The sequence below is a fragment of the Clostridium sp. MCC344 genome, from assembly GCF_018785365.1.
In the GTDB taxonomy this organism is placed as follows: domain Bacteria; phylum Bacillota; class Clostridia; order Lachnospirales; family Lachnospiraceae; genus Pilosibacter.
The window spans coordinates 116,149-135,821 of sequence record NZ_WQPQ01000013.1; the positions used below are offsets into that span (position 1 = coordinate 116,149).

Here is a 19,673-nt window from a genome sequence, read left to right on the forward strand (position 1 = left end):
GTTCAGTAGTTACCACAACGGTATCATACGGAATTTTCAGTTCAGAAAATTCCTATCCGTGAAAAGTAACGTTCAGTACCCTCACAGTTACGATTTTTCTTAATAAGACTCTGTGTCCGGAACCCGGTCTGAAAAATGACCAACGGATTCCGAGCACCGGCCCGTCATTTATATGAATCGTGTTTTCTTTGTCATTTCCACGAACTCTCTGTTCGTTCTTGTTCGTGCGAACATGTCCAGGATCTTCTCCACGGACTCCTCCGCTTTCATGGAGTTTGTCGCCTTGCGGACGATATCCACAGCTTCCGCCTCCTCGCTTGTGAGCAGGAGATCGTCGCGGCGTGTACCGGACTTTAAGATATCGATTGCCGGGAAGATCCGCTTCTCGGAGAGCTTGCGGTCGAGTACAAGCTCCATATTGCCGGTACCTTTAAATTCCTCGTAGATAACGTCATCCATACGGCTTCCGGTATCGACAAGTGCGGTTGCAAGGATCGTCAGGCTTCCGCCCTCTCTCATATTTCTCGCTGCTCCGAAGAAACGCTTCGGCATGTGGAGTGCCGCCGGATCAAGACCACCCGAAAGAGTACGTCCGCTCGGCGGAACAACCAGGTTATAGGCTCTTGCAAGTCTTGTGATACTGTCTAAGAGGATCATGACATCACGCCCATGCTCTACCAGACGTCTCGCGCGCTCGATGACCATCTCAGAGACACGTTTGTGGCGCTCCGGGAGCTCGTCAAACGTAGAGTAGATGACTTCCACGTTCGGTCCTACAACGGATTCCTTAATGTCTGTAACCTCCTCCGGGCGCTCATCGATCAGAAGAATGATCATATGCATATCCGGATAGTTGGTCGTAACTGCTTTTGCAACCTGTTTTAATAAGGTTGTCTTACCTGCTTTCGGCGGGGATACGATCAGACCTCGCTGGCCTTTACCGATCGGAGCAAGGAGGTCCATGACTCTCATCGCTGTCGTATTTTTTCCACCTCTGACTTCCAGATTCAGTCTCTGGTTCGGGAAGATCGGGGTCAGATCCTCAAAGTTCGGGCGGTGCTCCACAACACTCGTCGGATAGCCGTTGATCGTCTTTACATAGAGAAGTGCCGCAAATTTCTCTGTCGCGGATTTCACTCTCCGGCTTCCGCGGATGATATCGCCGGTCTTCATGTTAAAGCGGCGGATCTGGGAAGGTGCCACATAGACATCGTTATCTCCCGGAAGAAAGTTCTCACAGCGGATAAATCCGAAGCCATCCGGCATGACCTCTAAAATTCCGTTTGCCTCGATCCCGCTGTCGAGATCCTGAAGATCTGCCTTCGGTTCCGCGGTATAACTCTGAGCACCCTGGTTTCTTGTCTGGTAACCAGTCTGATAGGTTCTTGAGCTCTCCTGAATTTCCTGGGCATCCGGCATGCCGCCCTGAGTCTGGCGGTCCTGATAGTTTCCCTGAGTCTGGGAATCCTGCGCAGATGACTGCCCCTGGTAAGCATTCTGACGGTCCTGGTAGCTGCTCTGGCGGTCCTGGTAACTGATCTGGCGATCCTGATGACCACTCTGACGGTCCTGATAGCTGCTCTGACGATCCTGGTAATTACTCTGGCGATCTCTGTAATTGTTCTGACGGCTCTGGTAGCTGCCCTGCCGGTCATTTCTCATCTGGCGCTCCCCACGCTCCTGACGGTCATTTCTCTCATATCGTTCCGCACGCTCGGTTTTCTCCGGACGCCCCGTGCGGTCCTGGAAGACCGCCGGTCTCTCCGATGCCATTTTCTCCTGTCCCGCACCTCCGGAAACATTTCCAGCAGCCGGCGCTTTCTCTTTCTGCGCTGCCGCCTGCATCGGTGCTGCCGTATTCTCTCTATTTTCATTATTTTCTGCCGGTACTTTTGCGCCGCCGGCACTTTCCGCCGCCTCACAAAGGCGATCGATCAATTCTGCTTTTCTCAAGCCGCTGATATTCCTGATTCCCTGGCTCTTTGCCAGCTCTTTTAACTGGGTCAGCGGTAATGTTGCTAATTTTTCACGCATAATAATACTCCTTCATCCTTATTCCGGTTTTATCATCTCGTTGGGAATCAAAAAAAGATCATAACAGCCTCCCCGTCTCCGGATCCGCTGCCTTGGAACCATTAGATTTGAAACTTTTCTCCGATCGGATCACCGCATTTCAGCGATATCGGAGGACTTTTTCGAAACTGCCCGGGAGCAAAGAAGCAAGTATCGTTTCCAATACTTTCCTCCCAGGCTGTTCTGATGAGTATATCTCATTATAACGCACACATAAAAAAATGGAAAGAGGAAATTTCACAATTTCCTCTTTCCCTGATCCTGCTTATTCCATCTCTCCGGCTTCCCTCTGTTACAGTACACGGGTCCTCCAGTGCCCGCGCACTGTAACAGGATTTTGCCGATGCTTCGCATTCCAAATCGGCAAAATACGCGACCACAACGGTATCATACGGAATTTTCAGTTCAGAAAATTCCTACCCGTGAAAAGTAGCTTCCCGCTTTATAAACTCCATATGCTCCCTGATCTTCTTTTCATACCCATTCTCCGACGGTTCATAGAATCTCATTCCTTCCATCCCGTCCGGCAGATACTGCTGGGTGACATAATGATTCGGATAGTCATGTGCATATTTATAGCCGAGTCCATGTCCCAGCTTCTCCGCGCCTTTGTAGTGCTTATCCTGAAGATGCGCCGGAACCGGCATCGTCCGCATATTCGCTACAGCCTTCATCGCATTCTGGATCCCCACATAGGCCGCATTGCTCTTCGGAGCCGTCGCGACATAGGCGGCCGCCTGGGAGAGAATGATCTGGCTCTCCGGCATTCCGATCCGCTCCACCGCCTGCGCCGCGCTCACCGCGACCACAAGCGCATTCGGATCCGCATTTCCGACATCCTCGGAAGCGCAGATCATGATCCTGCGGGCAATAAACTTCACATCCTCACCTGCATACAGCATTCTGGCCAGGTAATAGACCGCCGCATCCGGGTCCGATCCACGCATGCTCTTGATGAATGCAGAGATCGTATCGTAGTGGTTATCCCCGTCATGATCGTAGCGAACCACCCGTTTCTGGATACATTCCGCCGCGACATCGATCGTGATATGGATCTTTCCGTCCTCCGACTTGTCCGTCGTGAGAATTCCGAGCTCGACCGCATTTAACGCCGCTCTCGCGTCCCCGTTTGCCACATCCGCAAGGAAATCCGCCGCCTCATCCGTGATATCGGCTCCATAAGTTCCCATCCCTTTTTCCGTATCATAGACAGCCCGGATTACCAGTTCCCGGATATCCTGCTTTTCCAGCGGTTTTAACTCGAAGATCCTGGATCTGGAAAGAAGCGCGTTGTTCACCTCAAAATATGGATTCTCCGTCGTCGCTCCGATCAGCGTGATCGTCCCGTCCTCCACGAACGGCAGGAGATAATCCTGCTGCGACTTATTAAAGCGATGGATCTCATCCACGAAAAGGATCGTCTTCTGTCCGTACATGCCGATCGCATCCTTCGCATTTTTCACGATCTCTTCCATATCTTTTTTTCCGGCAACAGTGGCGTTGATCTGCTCAAAGCGCGCACTTGTCGTATGCGCGATTACCTTTGCGAGCGTCGTCTTTCCTGTTCCGGGCGGTCCGTAAAAGATCACCGATCCCAGCTTGTCCGCCTTGATCGCACGGTAAAGGAGTTTATCCTTTCCGATAATATGTTTCTGACCGACCACCTCGTCCAGAGTCGTCGGGCGCATTCTGGACGCGAGGGGCGATTCCTTCTCCATCGTATTTTGTCTCATATAATCAAATAAATCCATGAAAACTGCCTTTCCCGAATGTTTTAATCGACCATCAGTTCGTCTACTGTAACAAAAGTATACCCTTTCGCCGTAAGGTTGTCAATGATCCGGAGCGCAGCTTCCACGGATGTCCGGAACTCATCATGCATCAGGATGATGTCCCCGTCCTCCGTATCTTTTAAGACTTTTGCGGTCACTTTTTCCGTGTTCTTCAGACGCCAGTCGATGGAATCGACATCCCAGAATACCGGGATCATGTCCACTGCCTCCTCCAGCTTCGCATTCCAGCTTCCGTATGGCGGGCGGACGTACTCCGGCATGACTCCGGTCACTGCCCGGATCTTCTCCCCGGTTTCACAGATTTCTTTTTTGGCATCCGAAAGCGGTTCTTTCGTGAGATCCTTATGTGTCATACAATGGACACCGATCAGATGGCCATCCTCCGCCATCTGCTTTACGAGATCTTCCTTTCCGTCAATGCACTCGCCGACAAGAAAAAAGGATGCACGGATCCCGCGTTCCCTGAGACCGTCCAGGAGCGGCTTTGTGTATCTGGAATTCGGACCATCATCGAATGTGAGCGCCACGTATTTTCTCATATCGGTCTCCTTCTCCCGTACCATGTCCGATTCCCTCGACATGACGTTCCTGTCTTTTCGATTTTCCTGCACCCCTGACTCATTCCCTTCTTCATTTCTTTTATGATACACGTCTCCCTTAAAATCCTTTTCCCCATCTTCTCCTTTCCACATCCGCAAGGTCACGCCGCACAGGATCAGATCCACAACCAAAATTGCCAGAAACAGAATGATGTTCTGTCTGAATTTCATTAATACCTCCCGACCATCTGTTTTTCCATCTCATTTTTCATTGATCTGCCGTCTTAAAAAGAACGAATGAAATCCTCAAAATCCGCCGATATTGTGTAATATGGAATGTTCCATCCAGAAACTTTCTGCCTGCGGAGGAGGCAAACCATCCTCTTCTTTCTATAAATATATGCGCATGATCGTTTTCCTTTCCTCTCCCACCAGAAAATGCACATGACACCTCAAAACAGACAGAACCCCTGAAACAGCGATATTGGGGATCGTCTGCCTCAGGGGTTCTGCGCTCAATATGTATCATCTTTTCCCTTATGGGGATCACGGCCGGAAATGCGGATTTTTTCGCTGTGGCGAGGCAGCGGGCCCTTCGGCCTTCCATTTCTCCTGCGGGCATCCATTCCGCAGAAAAACCGGTCTTTATCACATCCACCACGATGTGAATCTATCAAAGTGGGGGAATCTGCAAATTCAGCCAGACAACTTTGCAGCTTTCAAAAGCCGGACGTCGTTGTCCAAGTGGGTGGGCTCGGGATCCCTGTGAGTGGATCCCGGGTCCGGAAAAGGATGGGTACAATAACTAAAAATTAGTTTGTTTATCTTCCTTTTTGTCTTTGTGTTTTTATTATAGGCCATGCTTCATAGAATGTCAATCATCATTTCAAACTTTTTGTATGAAAAAATGTTATATAATTGACAAACAGTTTGTTATATGATATTCTGAGACCAGTTAAAAGTTTCAGAGGTTTGTTCGCCTCTGGTTTGTTAATATTTTCACGTAGTGTTCCGGCGGTGCATTTCGGGGGGAATGCCTGATCCGGTATCTGTCTCCATGGAGGTGCATTTATGGAAATTTCCAAGTATCTTGATTTCGACTTTTTGATCCGTTTTCTGGAAGGTCTCCAAAAATTTCTCGGTGAAAACAGTGAGATCTTAATTCACGACTACCGGAAAGGTTACGATCATACGATCGTCTATGCTTTAAACGCTGCGCTCAGCGGACGCGATGTCGGCGGTTCTCCGAAAGGGGGAATGATCACGCAGTTCGGAAAAGATATCGAACCTCTGAAGGACAGTCTCCAGACTTTCTCAAACGGTCAGAAAGATCAGTTTTACAAATCCTTCACGACCCTGATCCCGGATGAGAACGGCAAGATCATCGGAGCTGTCTGCGTAAATCTCGATGTCTCCGACTTTTTAAATGCCCAGCGTGCGCTCCATGCGTTCGTCCAGTATCCGATGACCCACCATGCACCGATGAGCGACAAAGACGCGCTTGCGACCAAGAATGTGGACGATATCCTTCAGTATTATATGAATCAGGCAGAACTCCTCGTCGGAAAGCCGATGGGACTCATGAACAAAGAAGAAAAGATCCGCGCCCTGGATTATCTCGACCAGAAAGGTGTCTTCAAGATCTCCAAGACGAGCGTACTCCTCTGTGAGACGCTGAAGGTTTCAAAATACACGCTTTATAATTATCTTGAGGAGGCGAGAAGCAGCCGAAATACTGCTGATGATTCACAGTAATTATTTCAGATTCTATCTGCATTTTAAGATAGCAGGGTCAAAAGTCGGAAATCCGATGCAAGCTTGCCTGCAAGAGCTTATTTTCCGTAATCTCGCCCATGGCCTTTGCGATGTCGCGGAAGCGGTTCGCATTGCCGATCAGGTTGAACTCTTCCACATGCGGGAGAAGGATCGCGTTGCAGACACCGTGCGGGAGATTGTACATACCGCCGAGCTGATGTGCCATCGCATGGACATATCCGAGGGATGCGTTATTGAATGCGATACCTGCGAGATACTGTCCGTAAGCCATCTTGTCGCGGGCCTTCATGTAAACTCCGTTTGCAACTGCCTTCGGGAGATACTGGGTGATCATCGTGATCGACATCAGTGCTGCCGCATCGGTCAGCGGGTTTGCATTTGTGGAGACATACGCCTCGATCGCATGGGTCAGGGCGTCCATTCCGGTTGCTGCTATCAGGGCCGGCGGCATTCCGACCATAAGGTTCGGGTCGTTGATCGCGATCTGCGGAGTCACGCGCCAGTCAACGATCGCCATCTTTACATGCCGGCTTGTATCGGTGATGATACAGAAACGGGTGATCTCAGAAGCAGTTCCGGCTGTTGTGTTGACTGCGATCATCGGGCATAACGGATTGCTGGAGCGGTCGACACCTTCGTAGTCTCTGATGTTTCCTCCGTTTGAGGCAACCAGGGCGATCGCCTTCGCACAGTCGTGGGAGGAACCGCCGCCGAGGGGGATGATGGAATCACATCCGTTCTCCCGGAAGACATATCACAGTCACATCTTTCTCTTGCTTCTGTCTTACTCTCCCATACAATAAAACGTAAACTCTCCCTCTGCCAGCACCTTCTCGGTTTCCGACTCCATCACCTGGGATTTTGTGAAGCAGACGGTTTTTCCTCGCTTCGTGATCTTTGCGACTCCGCGGAGCTTCTTCGCGCTGCTGCCGCGGAGGAACCGGAACGAACTGTCCAGTGTCACGTATTTTCTTCCGTCATTCCTCGTCACAAGTCCTGCTGCGATCTCCGCCATCACAAACATCAGTCCGCCGTGGACTGTCTGCATGGCATTTAAGGAATCCTCCGTAACCTCCGCACACACTTCGGCTGCGTCCTCGGACAAAGCGACTGCGCGGATGTTGTTGTGGATCATGAATGGATTGGTGCGGTTTACGCGCTCCATCTGTTCTACGAATGTTTCTTTTGGCTGTTTTTCTGTATCCATCTTATTCCTCCTGCTGCTCTCTTCGTATTTTTGTGCTGAATGACATGATCTCATCTATTTCGTACAGTTCGCCGCATCGATCGCGATCGCCAGCATGAGCGCCATGACCTCATCCTTCGGATCCACGATGTCGATCACATAGGTATCGCCCCATTGAAACGGCTTTTTTGAAATATGGACCGCCACACAGCACGCCTCATAGACATCATATTCCCACGCCAGAAAGTCTCCCTCACACCGCCATCCGTTGTAATCCAACTCATAGCGCGGCTTGAAAAAGGAAAATTCTTTCTGAACACTTCCGGCCTCTTTTCCTCCGATTTCGATATCAAAACACGGCAAAACCGCAAACAGCCGCTGTTTCACCATGCCGACTTCCTTTCCACTCTTATCATACACGTGGATCTGATGCCCCAGCGCAAAAAATTCCGCTTTTACGAAATACTTTGGGTTCTCATGTTCATCATAGACGTCATAGGTATCGGTCCATGAGAAAACTCTTTGTTTGATCAGTAACTGCATAGTGGCCTCCTTTCCGACTATCTGTTTGCATCCCATCTTGCAAACACTTCCTCCACCGCCGCCAGATATTCCGGCACATGCTGCGATTTACGGATCTTTTTGGCGAGTTTTTCGCTGTCCGGCACTTCTGCCAGCATGTAGCTCCAGAGATCTTTCATCCGGAACAGAAGATTCCGGTCGCCGGACATGGTCTCGCGGTAGTGTTCAAAGAGGGCGTCATGGAACTCGCGGATCCTCGGCAGGATGTCCCCTTTGTTTCTATTCCCTTGAGTCTGTAACTGCCCATCTGCTTCAAAAATCCTAACTCCGTTTTCAAGACGATCCGTACAAGCTTCCGTCTCTTCCTGCAAGATCATCTCCGCCAACGCCGGATTCCGGATCAGTCCACGCCCGATCATGACCGTCCCGACTGTTGGAAACTTTTCCCGAAATTCTTTTACCTTCTCCACGGTAAACAGATCCCCGTTATACACGACCGGATTCCTGCTCTCCTTCAAAATGTCCGCAAACACATCGAGATGCGGGGTTCCTTTATAAAATTCCTTCTGGATCCGGGGATGGACCGTCAGTTCATGGATCGGGTAGCGGTTATAAACCTGCATGAGTTCCGGCCACTCTTCCACCTCATTCTTCCCGATCCGTGTCTTTACCGAAACGAGGAATTCACCATTCCGCACTGCAGCATCCGAAAACACCTCATCAAAAAAGCGGTCCAGATCATCCGGGTAGAGAAGAAATCCGGAACCTTTCTTCTTTGCCGTGACCGTTCCGGACGGACATCCGAGATTCAGGTTGATCTCCCGGTATCCCATCTCTGAGAGTTTCTTCGATGCAAGAAGAAAATCCCCAGCCCTGTTTGTCAGGATCTGCGGAACGATCGGTATCCCGGCATTGTTTTCCGGCAATACATCCCTCATCTCCTTCACGCTCATCCCCTGTTCCGGTCCCGGTGCCAGAAACGGGGTAAAATATTTCTCCACACCGCCAAAATATTTGTGGTGCAGGTTTCTGTATGGATAGGTTGTAATCCCCTCAAGCGGGGCAAAATAGATATGCATGTCTTATGTTCCTCGTATCGTTCGTTTGATTTTTCATTATCGTACCACATTTTATTGCTACAGGCAAATTTCTCTCCTTTTCTCTGGAAAACCTGTCCCATTTCCACTATACTATAGGTACACGGAAAGATCATCTTTCCGCTACCACAGCACTTTCCTTCTGCGGACCTTTCCTGAGCAACCTCCGCAGAACTGTTATGGCAACATGCGCTTGGCTTGAATATTTTTGGAGGTGTTTTCGTTATGACAGATTTAAGTATTCATGAATTATCCCTTGGATTCGCTCACGATAAACAGATGCTGACCGATTTTCTCGCAAAGCATCATTTAAATTATGAGGATGATATCGAGGCGGCATTCGGCGTGTTCGATGCCGATGAGAATCTGACCGGCTGCGGATGCTGTGCCGGGAATCTTTTGAAATGTTTTGCGGTCGATGAAAGTCTGCGCGGGCAGAATGCGCTCGGAAGTCTCGTCTCCCGCCTTGTGGAAAACCGCTTTGCCGCCGGTCATTACGATCTTTTTGTCATCACCCGGCCGAAAAATAAGGTACTCTTTACCTCCTGCGGATTCTATCCGTTAGCGGAGACAGAGTCCGTTCTGATGCTGGAAAACAAGAAAAATGGACTCGACAATTTCTATAAAAAGTTTCTTGCCGGAACCGAAGATTCCGACAACATCGGCTGCATCGTCATGAACTGCAATCCGTTCACAAAAGGCCATCTTGCACTGATCACCTACGCGGCCAGAGCCTGCGACCTGCTCCACATCTTTGTGGTCGAGGAAAACCGCTCCCAGTTCCCGTTTGCGGACCGCCTGCGCCTTGTCCGCGAAGGAACCGACCACCTTGCGAACGTCATCGTTCATCCGTCCGGCCCATATATGATCTCCAATGCGACCTTCCCGACCTATTTCTTAAAGGAAGGCGAAGACGCCGCAAAGATCCAGAGTGAGCTCGATATCACCCTGTTCGCCTCCCGGATCGCACCGCTTCTTCATATTAAAAAGCGCTTTGCAGGGGAAGAACCGTTCGATCCGGTGACGAGAAATTATAACGAAGCCATGATCCGGATCCTGCCCCGCTATGGGATCTCCTTCATAAAGATCGACCGGATCACCACCGAAGACCCGGACGGAAAACCGGAAGTTATCAGCGCTTCCCGCGTCCGCAAGCTCCTCGCCGAGCATGGCGTAACGGATGAAGTACTTTCCCTGGTGCCGGAATGTACTGCGAAGTATCTGAAAGAAAAGTTTTCTGCTGAAAGTACACACTAAGGCAGGAATCCGTTTCAAATCGGCTGCGCAGACGGGATTTTTGCCTTCAGACCTACTGAACAGTTACTTCTTTTACAACATGGGAGGTATCCATGAACCTGACCGACGTGATCACCGGCACTCCGGTGACTTCCGAAGAACTCCGCGCCGCAAGAGACCGGCGTATACTGAAAAAGTGGGAGCTGCTCTCCGCAGGAGACGGCTCCTGCCTTGTGGAATTTTCCTTAAATATTGCCGGAGCGGTGAAAGTGTTTCCTTTCGCCCGTGCCGCGTTTCGCGAGGAACTCCGGGAATTGCAGGAAAAACTCGGCCGCTTCTCCATAAAAAATACAAAGATCTGTGAAGAGCCAACCGGCGATCACGCCTTTTTTCTCCTGGATTCCCCGGAAATCCCGGTCAAACAGTTTCTCGTCTCCATCGAGGAGAGTCATCCGCTCGGCCGTCTCTTCAATCTCGATGTATGCGGACTGGACGGAGTTTCCGTAAAGCGGCAGGATCTTCATCTCCTTCCCCGCACCTGTCTGGTGTGCGGAGGGGATGCGAATACCTGCCTGGCCCAAAAACGCCATTCCATGGAACTCATCCAGTGGCAGACGGCAAAACTCTTTAACGATCATTTCAGGGACCGCTCGGCAGATCTTGCCGCCTCCGCGGCGGTCCGCGGGCTGCTCTACGAGGTCTCAACAACCCCGAAGCCGGGACTTGTAGACCGGAATAATTCCGGTTCGCATTCGGATATGGACTTTTTTACATTTCTGGACAGCAGCGCTTCCCTGATCCCATGGTTCCGGGAATTTTTCTGTCTCGGGTGGGACCATGCAGACGAGGCGGACGAACAGATCTTTGAGCGGCTCCGCTATGCCGGGCAGCGCGCGGAGACCGCCATGTTCTCCGCCACGCACGGGATCAACACCCACAAAGGTCTTGTCTTCGCCTCTGCGATCCTCTGCGGGGCGCTGGGAAAAGTCCATGCAGGAAAGAGTCTGCCGCTTCCGGACGAGGAAGTTCTCAGCGAATGCAGGAAGCTTGGAAGCTGTTCCCTCGGTGATCTGGCAAAACTTTTCAATCATCAGAACAAGCTGTCCCACGCTTCTTCCATTGATGTGAACTCGCAGGATAGCCGGGGTTCTATGCCGATGGACACCAAAAATCATCCCCCACAAGCTGAACCATCCGCCTTGTCGAACGGCGAGCGAATCTTCTCCGCCTACGGAATCCAGGGAGCCAGAGGAGAGGCTGCTGCTGGTTTTCCTTCCGCTGTCCGGATCGGACTTCCGGCACTCAAAAAATGGCTTGCCGCCGGTTTTTCCTTAAATGATGCGGCCGCCATGGCACTCCTCACCCTGATCTCGGAGGTCGATGACACCAACATGGTGCACCGCGGCGGTCCGGAGCTCGCAAAAAAAAGCAAAGAGCAGGCAAAACACCTGCTCTCTGCTGTCACGAATGATTCATTCAAAGAAATATTGTCTTCACTGGACGAACAGTACATCGCCATGCACTTAAGTCCCGGCGGATGTGCTGATCTCCTGGCCGTCAGCCTGATGTTCCATTTTCTGGAAACATGCGGGATGATCAGCCCTGTTATTTCATCGTCACTTCCACACCGTCGTCCTCCGTCCATGTGATCTCGTAGGTGTCCGCTGTGTAAGTGAATCCCTGGATCTCCACCGATGCAGTGTCGATCTTCTTTAAGGAAACCGTAAAATCCGTACAGTCATCCGTGTCCTCTCCCACATATTCGTAGAGGAGACTGTCCGGATCATTCGGTTTCTTCATCAGATCTCCCGAAATCGCTGACAGGCGATCCAGGCTGATTGTTCCGGAAAGACCGTACTCCGCCTCGCAGATCTTCAGTGCCTCCGCGATCCGGTGTCCCTTTTCATAAGCTACCGCGTTCTTCGCGCGCTCCACATATCCATTGTAGACTCCGATGCTCACAGATGCAAGGATCACCATGATGACGATGACTACCATCAGTTCCACCAGGGAATATCCGCCCTGATCTTTTTTCTTTCGTTCTCTGAAGTTTCTGAAATCCCATATTTTCTTCGTCATACTCTGCCCCTGCTTTCTCTCTGCCCGGAGCAATCCGATGACGCGCCTATTCTGTTGTCACGAAACCTGCTCTTTCATGTTCTCGCCCCGGTTGATCTTCATCGTTACAGTTTGTTTATAACATATGGTCATATCGCATTCTATTGTCCGAATTCCGTCAATCATTTCGATTCCAGCACTGCCATCGCGATCTTCTCCGGCGTGATCGGCAGCTCATAAAATCTTGTCCCTGTTGCATTGTAGATCGCGTCCGCCACTGCCGGGAGCGGGGTGTTGATCACGACTTCACCGATCGATTTTGCGCCGAACGGTCCCTCATTCTCATAGCTCGACTCAAAATCGACCTGGATCTTTCCGATATCCACGCGGGTCGGGATCTTATACTGCATCAGGGAATTTTCCGCGAGCTTTCCAAGTTTATTGTAGGTAATATTTTCCGTGAGCGCCATTCCGATTCCCTGCAGGATCCCGCCTTCCGCCTGGACTCTCGCAAGATTCGGGTTCACCGGCGTTCCGCAGTCGACGGCGGCGGCATAATCGATGATCTTCGTCTCACCTGTCTCAAGGTCCACCTCGACCTCCGCGGCTCCGACCATAAACGGCGGCGGAGAGATCGGGGAGCTGTTCGTCACGGTCGCCTCGAGAGCGATCCCGTTTCCGCACATGGAGGCGGTGGCGATATCTGCAAGGGAAACCTGCGAAGTTTCTGAGGATTCCGCGGATCCGCTATTTTCCGGACTACCAGCACCGTCTTTTGCAGCCAGCTCAGCACCAGTTTTTATGTCTGTTTCTTCACTCCTGCCCGGAACATTGCTGCCTGCTGCTCTCTTTCTCTCTCTCCGTACAACCTTCCCGTCAAACACGACCTCATTCTCCGGGCAGTTCATCATCTGTGCACCGAGTTTGCAGATCTGTTCCCGAACCTGCAGTGCACACTTTTCGACCGCTTTTCCCGTGACATACGTCGTACTGGACGCGTAGGAACCGGAATCATACGGCGAAGTATCCGTGTCCGCGCCGAACACCGTGATCTCATCGACAGAGCACTCGAGAACCTCCGCCGCGATCTGCGCCAGGATCGTATCACAGCCGGTTCCCATATCGGCTGCACCGATCGACAGCGTGTAGAATCCGTCGTCGTTCACCTTGATCGTGGCACTTCCCACATCGACGGACGAAATACCGGATCCCTGCATCGCCATTCCCATGCCGACCGCGCGGACCTTTCCGTTGCCCATATCGCGGACCGGATATTTTTCGTCCCAGTGGATCATCTCTTTCACACGCGCAAGACAGCGATCAAGCGCACAGCTCGTATTGACCTGACCGTAATAGGCCGGCATCACGTCGCCCTCTTTGATGATGTTCTTCTCGCGGATCTCAAACGGATCCATGTGAAGCTTCGCGGCAAGTTCGTTCACCGCGGACTCCACCGCGAACAGTCCCTGTGTCGCCCCGTATCCACGGTACGCCCCGGCAGACATCACGTTCGTGTATACAACATCACTCACAAACCGGAATGCCTTCGCCTTCCCGTAGAGCGGGATGGATTTATGCCCGGAAAGTCCGACCGTTGTGGGACCATGTTCCCCGTAAGCGCCCGTGTTGGACAGCGTGTACATGTCGATGCCGTTGACGACCCCGTCCTTACTTGCACCGAGACGCACATGGACTTCCATCTCATGGCGCGGTGTAGAGGCGGTCATGCTCTCCTCGCGGGTAAAGATGATCTTTGACGGTTTCTTTGTCATCCAGGTCACATAAGCCGGATAAACCTCGCTGATCGATGTCTGCTTCGCACCGAATCCGCCTCCGATTCTCGGCTTGCTGACGCGGATCATGGACTTCGGGATATGGAGCGCATTGGCGATGATCCGGCGGCAGTGGAATACGATCTGGGTGGAGCTGACCACGTTGAGGCGTCCGTAAGCGTCGATCGTACAGAACGTCCGGAATGTCTCCATCATCGTCTGCTGACATGCCTTCGTGTGATAGACATGGTCGATCACAACATCGCTCTCCCTCAATACTTTCTCGATATCTCCCTCTCCCGATTCGTCATGGGCGCACAGATTTCTCTTATTGTCCGCCCCGACCGGAACAAGACTCTCCCAGTTGTCCTCCGGATGCACCAGGATCCTGTTGTCCTTCGCCTTCCTGAAATCAAGGAGCGGTTCCAGGACCTCGTACTGGACTTTAATGAGCTTTAATGCCCGGTCCACACATTTTTCATCGCGACCGGCAACGATCGCGACCACATCCCCGACGTAGCGGACATGCCGGTCAAGCAAGAGTCTGTCATACGGACTCATCTCCGGATATGTCTGTCCTGCCTGCGTGTACCGCTTCGCATCCTGCGGGATATCTTCCCAGGTATAGATCGCCTCGATCCCGTCCACTTTCATCGCAGCCGTCTTATTCAAGGAAGTCACGATCGCGTTCGCATGCGGGGAGCGCAGGAGTTTTACGATCAGGCAGTCCTTCGGAGCGATATCGTCCATGTATACAGGCTGTCCGGTCACAAGCTGCATCGCGTCCTTTTTCCGGACAGGTTTATTTACATATTTCATAACTTTCGTCCTCTTTCTGTATTTGTAACAGTCTCACATCATTTGTTCTGCGTGTTGTCACGGTCCGACCGTCACACGCGCGCCTCACCGGACCGTCACCCGTTCTTTTCTTTCTTCCATGCGAGAAATGCCTGGATACCGCGAAGCTGTCCCTCGTAGCCGGAGCAGCGGCATAAGTTGCCCGCCAGATATTCCTTGATTTTCTCCGTATCCGGATATTCGTTTTCCCGGAACAGTGCCAGCGCGTTCATAATGAAGCCAGGATTGCAGAATCCGCACTGCTCGGCGCCCTGATCCGCGATAAAAGCGCCGAATTCCTTCGCTTCGTCCTGAAGTCCTTCCAGCGTCGTCACACTTCTTCCGTCTGCCCGCGCCGCAAGAACGGAGCAGGAAAGCACCGGCTTTTCATCTAAAAATACCGTGCAGAGCCCGCAGTTCGACGTCTCACATCCGCGCTTTACACTGTAACAGCCGTGATTCCGCACAAAATCGATCAGAAGAAGGTCTGCGTCGATCTCCTCCGAGATCTTTTTTCCATTTAATGTTATCGTGATGTTCATGTATGATTCCTCGTTTTTATCTGTTTCCAGTTTCTTTATGCTCCATAACGGACTGAGTTTCTTTCAGTCAGACAAAGCTTTCTTCTTTCAAACCGTTCTTCATCCGTCTGTTCTTATTCCCCAAACTTACATACCGCCCGTCTCACCAGCACCCCGGCCAGATGGTTCCGGTACTCCGCGCTTCCTCTCGTGTTGAAGCCGGTCACGATCTGTTCTTTTACACACTTGGCAGCATACTCCGCGATGTTTTCCACATTTTTGTCCTTCATATCCTCATTGGACAGCGCAAAGAGAACCGCTTTTCCCGGTCTTGCCCCGATCGCGAACCGGTATCCGGCTTCTGTCTTTGCCGCGGCACAGGTGAGGACCGGAAAATCGGTCTGCGTGTTGCGGACGGACTGGTAATCAAACGATGCCGCTTCTTTTTTTACGATCAGCCGGACCAGGATGTCCCGGTCATACGGCATTTTTGCGTACTCTCTCAACGGAATGATCCCGCCTTTGTAAAGCTCCACATAGCTGTCCATCGCCAGAAACATCGTCAGCACGTCGGAAAATCCGTATCTTCCGTAAATACTTCCTCCGACCGTCGCGAGATTCCGGAACTGGACGCCGACGATGTGACGCACCGACTCCCGCACAGCGCCGTCCGTATACCCGTTAAGTCCCGAATCAAGTTCCAGATCTCTCAATGTGACCATGCAGCCGATCCGGAACTCGTCCTCCGTCTCCTCGATCGTGTCAAGCCCGAGTCCGGACAGGTCGATCGCCGTACCGATCTGCATCTTTCCCATCTTCAGCCAGACCATGCCGCCCAGGACCCGGTTGCTCTTTTTCTGGTTTAACTGCCACGCCTCTTCCAGGCTTTCCGCTTTTTTATATTCCCTGATGACTCTCATACCATTGCTCCTCATGATCCCTCAGAATATGCAGTTATTCCCGCCTTTTCCTGCTCTCAAAAAAGTCCGAATCCCTGTATTCTGAAGCGTTCTTCAAAAATTACTTTTATTTTAACATACTTTCTGCTATAATTCCGTTATAGTCGGAAAAATACAACGGTATTCCAGCAAAAAAAGATCGAAAGAGGACAAAAGATTATGAAAAAAAATTTCAAACAGCTCTCCGCTCTGCTCTTAGCTCTCGCATTATCTGTGAGCGTAACTGCATGTGGAAGCAACACCGCATCAACAACAACTGCTGCCGCTGAGACGACCGCAGAATCCACCGAAGCAGCTTCTGAATCCGCTTCTGAGACTTCCGAGACCGCTGTCTCCGACATGGAAGTCACCTATCCGGTTACCATCACCGACCATCTCGGCCGTGAGGTTACGATCGAGAAGCAGCCAGAATCCTTTGTCAGCGGCTACTATATCTCCACAAGCCTGATGATCGCGCTTGGTCTTGACGACAAGTTAGTTGGCGTCGAGGCAAAAGCGGACAAAAGAAATATCTATAAACTCAGCGCTCCGGAGCTCACAAGTCTTCCGTCCGTCGGAACCGCAAAAGAGTTCGATCTGGAAGGCTGCGCAGCATTAAAGCCGGATCTTGTAATTGTTCCTGTGAAATTAAAGGATTCCATCCCGGCAATGGAAGAGCTCGGTCTCACCGTGATCGCTGTCAATCCGGAGGATGACGCAAAGCTGATGGAGACGATCGACATGATCTCCACCGCAGCAAACGTAGTAGAAAAAGGACAGACACTCGAATACTGGATCTCTGATACCACTGCAGAGCTTGTCCAGTCTCTCGAGGGAAAAGAAACTCCGTCCGTATATCTTGCAGGAAACAGCGCTCTGTTACAGACTGCTGGTCCGGAAATGTACCAGTCCACTCTGATCGAGCATGCAGGTGGCGTCAATGCAGCTTCTGAGATCACAGATACCTACTGGGCTGATACTTCCTACGAGCAGATCCTTTCCTGGAACCCGGATTACATCATTCTCGCAGCTGATGCAGACTACGATGTGGACTCCGTTCTGAACGATTCCGCTCTTGCTGACTGCACAGCCGTAAAAGAAGGACATGTTTACCAGATCCCGAGCGACATCGAGGCACTCGATTCCCCGGTCCCGGCAAGCTTTTTAGGAGGCTACTACGTCGCTTCCGTTCTTCACCCGGACGTTGTAACTGAATACGATTTCAAGACAGCAGAGAAGAATTTCTATGAAACATTCTATGGATTCACTCCGGAAAGCGCAAACTAATTCCAACCGAACCATGGCAACCTTAACACTGGCGATGACTTTTATGGTCATCGCCTTTGTTTCTGCCCTGAGTACCGGAAAATATCCGATCACATTATCTGGCCTGGCTGCCGGGGATCCGATGGCGCTCCGTACCTTCACGGTTCTCCGCCTGCCGCGCGCTGTCATGGGACTCGTCGGCGGTTTTGGACTCGGGATCGCAGGATTTGTCTACCAGACGGTCTTCCGGAATCCACTGGCATCCCCCGACATCATCGGTGTCTCCTCCGGAGCCAGTGCCGGTGCGGCTTTCGCGATCCTGTTCGTCTCCGCCGCCGCGCCGTCCACAATGCTCTTCGCATTTTTCGGTGCTCTTCTCGCCGTCTGCCTTTCCCTCGGGCTCACCGCTCTCTCCCCGGTCCGGGACCATTCTTCCATCGTTCTCGCGGGGATCGCGGTCCATGCTCTCGCGCAGACCGTTCTCATGCTCTTAAAGCTCATGGCAGATCCGGAAAAACAGCTCGCCTCGATCGAATACTGGATCATGGGAAGTCTCTCCGGCGTCACCGCATCAAAAATCCCGTTTCCGGTCGTGATCATCCTGATCTCCTCCGCGCTGGTCTTCCTGCTCCACCGCCATCTTCTGGCACTCTCGGTCCGTGAGGATGAGACCCGCATGCTCGGCGTATCTGTCCGGAAAACACGTTTTTTCGTTCTTTTTCTCGCCACACTCACCGTCGCAGCCGCTGTCAGTGTGACCGGACTCATCAGCTTCGTCGGTCTTCTCGCTCCGCACACGGCAAGACTCCTGACCGGGCATAACCGGAAGTCCGCATGCTTTCTCAGCGGTCTCATCGGGAGTTTCCTGCTCCTGACCGCGGATATTCTTGCAAAATCACTCGCCGCAGTGGAGCTTCCTGTCAGTATCTTTACTTCGCTCCTCGGAGCGCCGTTTTTGATCTATCTGATCCTCTCGGAAAGGAGGCGCTGATCATTATGTCTGAACATGTTTCCATTCAGGACCTCTCCGTCTCTCTGGGCGGTCATAAGATCCTAAACCATCTTTCCCTTTCGGTTGAAAATCCCGGGCATATAATCGCGCTTCTCGGACCGAACGGGAGCGGAAAGACTACCCTTTTGCGGGCCATATGCGGAGAGCTTTCCCACAGCGGCCATGTTCTCCTGAACGGGCAGGACCTCACAGCTCTCTCTCCAAAAGCTCTCGCAGGACTCGTAAGTTATATTCCGCAGCAGAGCGGGATCTCCATTTCCATGAGTGCGCTGGATATCGTGCTCATGGGATTTTACTCCCGGTTGAAACTCTTCGAACAGCCGTCTGCCAAGATGCGGGAGGCAGCCCTCCAGGCGCTCGCTTCCGTCGGAATGGACGATTTTGCGAATCGGGATTACTTAACACTCAGCGGTGGGGAACAGCAGCTCGTGATCCTGGCGAGAACACTCATTGAAGATACTTCGCTCCTGCTCTTTGATGAGCCGGACAGTTCGCTGGACCTTGGGAATAAGTACCGGATGATGGGGCTGATCGCAGATATCGTACAGGCGGCACAGGGCGGTAGATCTGCTTCCCCTGCCTTTTTTCCCTATAAAAAAGAACCTGTCTCGACACATTCTCACACTGGGCCCGATTGTTTGCAACAATCTCACTCTTTGCGTGAATGCACATCATTGGCATGTAGCGCCGATGAACCAGATGGGCTATCTTACTCAACCGGAAAAATTCTCACAGAAAAAACTGCAATTCTCTGTCTCCACGATCCGACACTCGCACTCGCATACTGTGATATCCTGCTGCTCCTAAAGGACGGCACGCTGATCCACACGCTGCATCCGAAGACGGATCCTGTCTCCGTCATGGAGCAGGCTTTTTCTGAGATCTACGGGGAGGTGCGTCTGGTTCCGCTTCCTGATCCATCAAAATGCGCAGGGAATCGACTCGTTCTCCTGCCGGTTTTATAGCTATAGCCCCGTGATCCTGGTTGTATTTTCCATAAAACCGGCTCATGATCCTGTTCATAGGAAACCTCTGGATTTTCCTCAT

Annotated in this window: 17 protein-coding genes and 1 pseudogene; 6 read left to right on the plus strand and 12 right to left on the minus strand. The window is 51.7% G+C overall.

Annotated elements, in window-relative coordinates; all coding sequences use genetic code 11:
* Nucleotides 1-168: 168 nt before the first annotated feature.
* The 4 genes from rho to GPK90_RS02950 form a co-directional block, all read right to left on the minus strand.
* Nucleotides 169-2,034 carry a transcription termination factor Rho gene (gene rho / locus GPK90_RS02935; protein WP_215702104.1) on the minus strand — a complete coding sequence of 622 codons (1,866 nt, stop codon included), beginning with the start codon at nucleotides 2,032-2,034 and terminating at the stop codon, nucleotides 169-171.
* Between the two features lie 455 nt (nucleotides 2,035-2,489).
* Nucleotides 2,490-3,824 carry a replication-associated recombination protein A gene (locus GPK90_RS02940; RefSeq protein WP_215702105.1) on the minus strand — a complete coding sequence of 445 codons (1,335 nt, stop codon included), beginning with the start codon at nucleotides 3,822-3,824 and terminating at the stop codon, nucleotides 2,490-2,492.
* Between the two features lie 23 nt (nucleotides 3,825-3,847).
* Complete coding sequence (locus GPK90_RS02945) at nucleotides 3,848-4,636, minus strand: polysaccharide deacetylase family protein (protein ID WP_215702106.1); 789 nt, start codon at nucleotides 4,634-4,636, stop codon at nucleotides 3,848-3,850.
* 37 nt (nucleotides 4,637-4,673) lie between these two features.
* A complete protein-coding gene (locus GPK90_RS02950) occupies nucleotides 4,674-5,012 on the minus strand; it encodes a hypothetical protein (RefSeq protein ID WP_118530071.1) in 339 nt (112 codons plus the stop codon).
* A 464-nt stretch (nucleotides 5,013-5,476) separates the two neighbouring features.
* Between GPK90_RS02950 and GPK90_RS02955 the strand changes: the two genes are divergently transcribed.
* Entirely contained in the window at nucleotides 5,477-6,160 is a 684-nt protein-coding gene (locus GPK90_RS02955; RefSeq protein WP_142411861.1) for a helix-turn-helix transcriptional regulator, read from the plus strand.
* 61 nt (nucleotides 6,161-6,221) lie between these two features.
* Here GPK90_RS02955 and GPK90_RS02960 read toward each other — a convergent pair.
* From GPK90_RS02960 to GPK90_RS02975, 4 genes and pseudogenes are all read right to left on the minus strand, one after another.
* A pseudogene (locus GPK90_RS02960) lies at nucleotides 6,222-6,932 on the minus strand (iron-containing alcohol dehydrogenase); the annotation flags it as partial.
* A 33-nt stretch (nucleotides 6,933-6,965) separates the two neighbouring features.
* Complete coding sequence (locus GPK90_RS02965; RefSeq protein ID WP_215702107.1) at nucleotides 6,966-7,388, minus strand: PaaI family thioesterase; 423 nt, start codon at nucleotides 7,386-7,388, stop codon at nucleotides 6,966-6,968.
* A gap of 54 nt (nucleotides 7,389-7,442) precedes the next feature.
* Complete coding sequence (locus tag GPK90_RS02970) at nucleotides 7,443-7,910, minus strand: LURP-one-related/scramblase family protein (protein ID WP_118530374.1); 468 nt, start codon at nucleotides 7,908-7,910, stop codon at nucleotides 7,443-7,445.
* Nucleotides 7,911-7,927: 17 nt separating this feature from the next.
* The gene (locus GPK90_RS02975; RefSeq protein ID WP_118530078.1) at nucleotides 7,928-8,968 is read right to left on the minus strand and encodes a tRNA dihydrouridine synthase; all 1,041 of its coding nucleotides are present in this window, start codon (nucleotides 8,966-8,968) and stop codon (nucleotides 7,928-7,930) included.
* 243 nt (nucleotides 8,969-9,211) lie between these two features.
* Between GPK90_RS02975 and citC the strand changes: the two genes are divergently transcribed.
* Both citC and citX read left to right on the plus strand, forming a co-directional pair.
* A complete protein-coding gene (gene citC, locus GPK90_RS02980) occupies nucleotides 9,212-10,243 on the plus strand; it encodes a [citrate (pro-3S)-lyase] ligase (RefSeq protein WP_215702108.1) in 1,032 nt (343 codons plus the stop codon).
* Nucleotides 10,244-10,335: 92 nt separating this feature from the next.
* A complete protein-coding gene (gene citX, locus GPK90_RS02985; protein WP_215702109.1) occupies nucleotides 10,336-11,871 on the plus strand; it encodes a citrate lyase holo-[acyl-carrier protein] synthase in 1,536 nt (511 codons plus the stop codon).
* On the opposite strand, the gene GPK90_RS02990 is transcribed toward citX, so the two are convergent.
* The 4 genes from GPK90_RS02990 to GPK90_RS03005 form a co-directional block, all read right to left on the minus strand.
* Nucleotides 11,828-12,301 (minus strand): type IV pilin protein, encoded by a 474-nt coding sequence (locus GPK90_RS02990; RefSeq protein WP_118530084.1) that lies wholly within the window; start codon nucleotides 12,299-12,301, stop codon nucleotides 11,828-11,830. The genes citX and GPK90_RS02990 overlap by 44 nt on opposite strands.
* Before the next feature lie 161 nt (nucleotides 12,302-12,462).
* Nucleotides 12,463-14,871, minus strand: coding sequence for a xanthine dehydrogenase family protein molybdopterin-binding subunit (locus GPK90_RS02995; protein ID WP_215702110.1), 2,409 nt, complete (start codon nucleotides 14,869-14,871; stop codon nucleotides 12,463-12,465).
* 95 nt (nucleotides 14,872-14,966) lie between these two features.
* On the minus strand, nucleotides 14,967-15,431 hold the full coding sequence (locus GPK90_RS03000; RefSeq protein ID WP_215702111.1) for a (2Fe-2S)-binding protein: 465 nt from the start codon (nucleotides 15,429-15,431) through the stop codon (nucleotides 14,967-14,969).
* A gap of 113 nt (nucleotides 15,432-15,544) precedes the next feature.
* Complete coding sequence (locus GPK90_RS03005) at nucleotides 15,545-16,330, minus strand: FAD binding domain-containing protein (protein ID WP_215702112.1); 786 nt, start codon at nucleotides 16,328-16,330, stop codon at nucleotides 15,545-15,547.
* Nucleotides 16,331-16,528: 198 nt separating this feature from the next.
* On the opposite strand from GPK90_RS03005, the gene GPK90_RS03010 reads away from it, so the two are divergent.
* From GPK90_RS03010 to GPK90_RS03020, 3 genes are read left to right on the plus strand one after another with little or no spacing between them, the layout of a single operon-like run.
* Nucleotides 16,529-17,635 carry an ABC transporter substrate-binding protein gene (locus GPK90_RS03010; protein ID WP_215702113.1) on the plus strand — a complete coding sequence of 369 codons (1,107 nt, stop codon included), beginning with the start codon at nucleotides 16,529-16,531 and terminating at the stop codon, nucleotides 17,633-17,635.
* On the plus strand, nucleotides 17,595-18,605 hold the full coding sequence (locus tag GPK90_RS03015) for a FecCD family ABC transporter permease (RefSeq protein WP_215702114.1): 1,011 nt from the start codon (nucleotides 17,595-17,597) through the stop codon (nucleotides 18,603-18,605). The genes GPK90_RS03010 and GPK90_RS03015 overlap by 41 nt, the downstream gene beginning before the upstream one ends.
* 5 nt (nucleotides 18,606-18,610) lie before the next feature.
* Nucleotides 18,611-19,591: an ABC transporter ATP-binding protein gene (locus GPK90_RS03020; RefSeq protein WP_215702115.1), complete on the plus strand. Its 981-nt coding sequence runs from the start codon at nucleotides 18,611-18,613 to the stop codon at nucleotides 19,589-19,591.
* Nucleotides 19,592-19,673 lie beyond the last annotated feature (82 nt).